This window comes from Bradyrhizobium sp. STM 3843 (genome assembly GCF_000239815.1).
In the GTDB taxonomy this organism is placed as follows: Bacteria; Pseudomonadota; Alphaproteobacteria; order Rhizobiales; family Xanthobacteraceae; genus Bradyrhizobium.
Genome location: NZ_CAFK01000132.1, coordinates 1 through 2,924 on the forward strand (window position 1 = coordinate 1; position 2,924 = coordinate 2,924).

The following is a 2,924-nucleotide window of genomic DNA, read 5'->3' on the forward strand; positions in this document are numbered from 1 at the left end:
GNGNGTGAGATCCCATCGACTTGCGCGTCAAAGGAGAGGCCGTCACCCCACCCCGATTGCTCATTGCATTCACAATCGACCCTCCCCCTCCAGGGGAGGGTGAAACGACGCAGCGAGATGTACCAGTCTCACTCATGGCAGCGCCGGCACCCTGGCGTGGAAATCCGTCGCGCGCTGGAATGCGCCGCCGATGGTGAGCAGCGTCGCCTCATCGAACGAACGCCCGATCAGCTGCATGCCGACCGGCAGGCCTGAGGACGTAAAGCCAGCGGGGATCGCCAGCGACGGCAGGCCGAGATAGTTGATCGGGCGGGTGAAGCGGGTCAGTCGCTGGATCACGGCCTCCGCTCCCGGCGCGCCGCCGACGTCGCTCTCGGCGATCGAGGGCGCCACGATCGGCGCCACCGGCGCGATCACGGCGTCGACGTTTGCAGTCGCTGCGATATGCGCGGCCAGCGCGGCGCCACGCCAGCGCAGCGCTTCCAGATAGGTCACACCGGGGATTGCGAGCGCGTTCTGCAGCCGCATCAACACCTGCGGGCCATAATCCTGCGGGCGCTCGATCATCCAGCGCTTGTGGAAGGCGGCCGCCTCGACCGCCAGCACCAGCTGGCAGGCGGAGGAGAGCTGGCGCTGGTCGGGCAGTTCGACCTGCACGATGTCGGCGCCTTCGGTCTTGAGCAGGGCAATCGTCTGGTCGAGCGCCCGTGCCACGTCGGCATCGAGATCGTCGACATAGAACGATTTGGGCACGCCAACCTTGAGACCTTTGATCGAGGCCGATGTGGCCGCGACATAGTCCTGGACCGGGGCCGCACTCGCGGTCGGATCCTCCGGATCAGGTCCGGCCATCAGGCCGAGCAGCAGCGCGCAATCCTCGGCGGTCTGCGCCAACGGCCCGACGGTGTCGAGCGATTGCGACAGCGGCATCGCGCCGGCCCGACTGACCCGGCCCCAGGTCACCTTCAGCCCGGTGACGCCGCAGAAATGCGCGGGCATGCGGATCGAGCCGCCAGTGTCGGAGCCGAGCGCCGCGAAAGTGAGGCGCGCCGCGACCGCCGAACCCGACCCGGAGGACGAACCGCCGGTGACATGACCGAGCTTCCAGGGATTCTGCACCGGGCCATAATGCGCATTGTGGCCGGTCGGGCCGTAGGCGAACTCCGCCATCTGCAACGTGCCGAGCCTGACGGCGCCGGCATCCTTCAGCCGCTGCAGCGCGGTCGAGGTCGTGGTGGCGACGAAGTCGCGCCGGATCAGCGAGCCACAAGTCGAGACATGGCCGGCATCGTAATACATGTCCTTGTGCGCGAGCGGCACGCCGTGCAGCGGGCCTTTGATATTGCCCTTGGCCAGCTCCGCATCGGCCCCGGTCGCGGCCTTCAGCGCCGGTTCGGATTCGATCGCCATGAAGGCGTTGAGATGCGGCTGCCATTGCGCGATGCGGTGCAGGCAGGAGCGCGTCACCTCATGCGACGACAGGTGCTTGTCGGCGATCGCCTTCGCGACCGCGGTCAGCGTCATCAAAGCGGGTTCGGTACTCATCGCGCCACCTTGATCGACTGCGCCACCACGAAGCTCGCCGGCTCCAGATCCATCGGCAGGGTGCCGGCGATCGGCGCAAAGCCTTCGAAGGCCGGTCCGATTGAATTGGCGATCCGGGTCGCGACATCCTTGTCGACGGGAAGCCCCGCGGCTTCCGCGATTGCGCTCACATGTTGAGGGGTGGGTTTGGTCATGCGATCTCTCGTTAGGTTCCGACGGCATCCAGGCTGCGGCTGTGGCCTGATCCGGGGATCGCCATATAGCATGCGGCCTGATGCCCCATTCTATCGAGCTCGGCCAATTTCGGTGCGGCATTTGCGCAAAGCGGCTCCGCGAACGGGCAGCGGGTGTGAAACCGGCAGCCGGTCGGCGGATCGATCGGGTTCGGCGGATCGCCCGAGATCGGCGGCACCTCGGTGCGCCTGTCGGGATCGGACGACGGCATCGCAGCAAGCAGCGCCCGGGTGTAAGGATGCGCAGGCCTCGCCCAGACCTCTTCGACCGGGCCGAGCTCAACGACCTCGCCGAGATACATCACCAGCACACGGTCGGAGATGTAATGCACGACGTTGAGATCGTGGCTGATGAAGAGATAGGTCAGCCCGAATTCGCGCTTCAGATCCATCAGCAGGTTGAGCACCTGCGCTTCGACGGATTTGTCGAGCGCCGAGACGGCTTCGTCGAGGATGACCAAGCGCGGCGAGAACGCAAGCGCACGCGCGATATTGACGCGCTGGCGCTGGCCGCCGGAAATCTCATGCGGATAGCGGTTGGCAAAGGTCTCCGGACGCAAGCCCACCTTGCCGAGCAGCTCGCGTGCCAGCGCGCGCGCTGAATTGTCCGCCATGCCATGCACCTTCGGCCCGAACGCGATCGATTCCTCGATTGTCAGGCGCGGATTGAGCGAGGCGTAGGAATCCTGGAACACCATCTGCATGCCGCGCCGGAGATCGCGAAGTGAGATCTCGTGCCCGACCTGCATGCCGTCATAGATGATCTCGCCGGCGTCGCGATCCATCAGTTGCATCAGGAGCCGCGCGGTGGTCGACTTGCCACAGCCGGACTCGCCGACGATGCCGACTGTCTCGCCCTTGGCGATCGCGAACGAGACGTCGTCGACCGCGCGCACGGTCTTGCGCGCGCCGAACAGGCCGCCGCGCACCGGGAAATGTTTGGTCAGCCCATTGACCTGCAACAGCGGCTGCGCCCTGCCGCCACGATCCGCGATCGGCTCCAATCGATCCGCCACAAACACACCACTCATGATGATGCACTCAGCGCAGCGACAGGCCTTCCTTCTCCCCTTGTGGGAGAAGGTGGCGCGGACGCAGTCCGCGACGGATGAGGGGTTTCTCTCCGCGGAGACAGACCNCNCCGAC

At 66.0% G+C, this 2,924-nt stretch carries 3 protein-coding genes; all 3 read right to left on the minus strand.

Features of this window, described 5'->3' with window-relative positions; translation table 11 throughout:
• Positions 1-132: 132 nt before the first annotated feature.
• Genes BRAS3843_RS16165 through BRAS3843_RS16175 form a run of 3 tightly spaced genes read right to left on the minus strand, consistent with a single transcriptional unit; the run spans position 133 to position 2,809 of the window.
• On the minus strand, positions 133-1,545 hold the full coding sequence (locus tag BRAS3843_RS16165) for an Asp-tRNA(Asn)/Glu-tRNA(Gln) amidotransferase GatCAB subunit A (RefSeq protein WP_008970023.1): 1,413 nt from the start codon (positions 1,543-1,545) through the stop codon (positions 133-135).
• Complete coding sequence (locus BRAS3843_RS16170) at positions 1,542-1,739, minus strand: hypothetical protein (RefSeq protein WP_008970024.1); 198 nt, start codon at positions 1,737-1,739, stop codon at positions 1,542-1,544. Before BRAS3843_RS16170 ends, BRAS3843_RS16165 begins: the two co-directional genes overlap by 4 nt.
• 11 nt (positions 1,740-1,750) lie before the next feature.
• Positions 1,751-2,809 carry an oligopeptide/dipeptide ABC transporter ATP-binding protein gene (locus tag BRAS3843_RS16175; protein ID WP_008970025.1) on the minus strand — a complete coding sequence of 353 codons (1,059 nt, stop codon included), beginning with the start codon at positions 2,807-2,809 and terminating at the stop codon, positions 1,751-1,753.
• Positions 2,810-2,924 lie beyond the last annotated feature (115 nt).

Bases quoted from the DNA above. Each gene is read 5' to 3' on its own strand.
- BRAS3843_RS16165 (WP_008970023.1), bottom strand. From the start codon at position 1,545: ATGAGTACCGAACCCGCTTTGATGACGCTGACCGCGGTCGCGAAGGCG.
- BRAS3843_RS16170 (WP_008970024.1), bottom strand. From the start codon at position 1,739: ATGACCAAACCCACCCCTCAACATGTGAGCGCAATCGCGGAAGCCGCG.
- BRAS3843_RS16175 (WP_008970025.1), bottom strand. From the start codon at position 2,809: ATGAGTGGTGTGTTTGTGGCGGATCGATTGGAGCCGATCGCGGATCGT.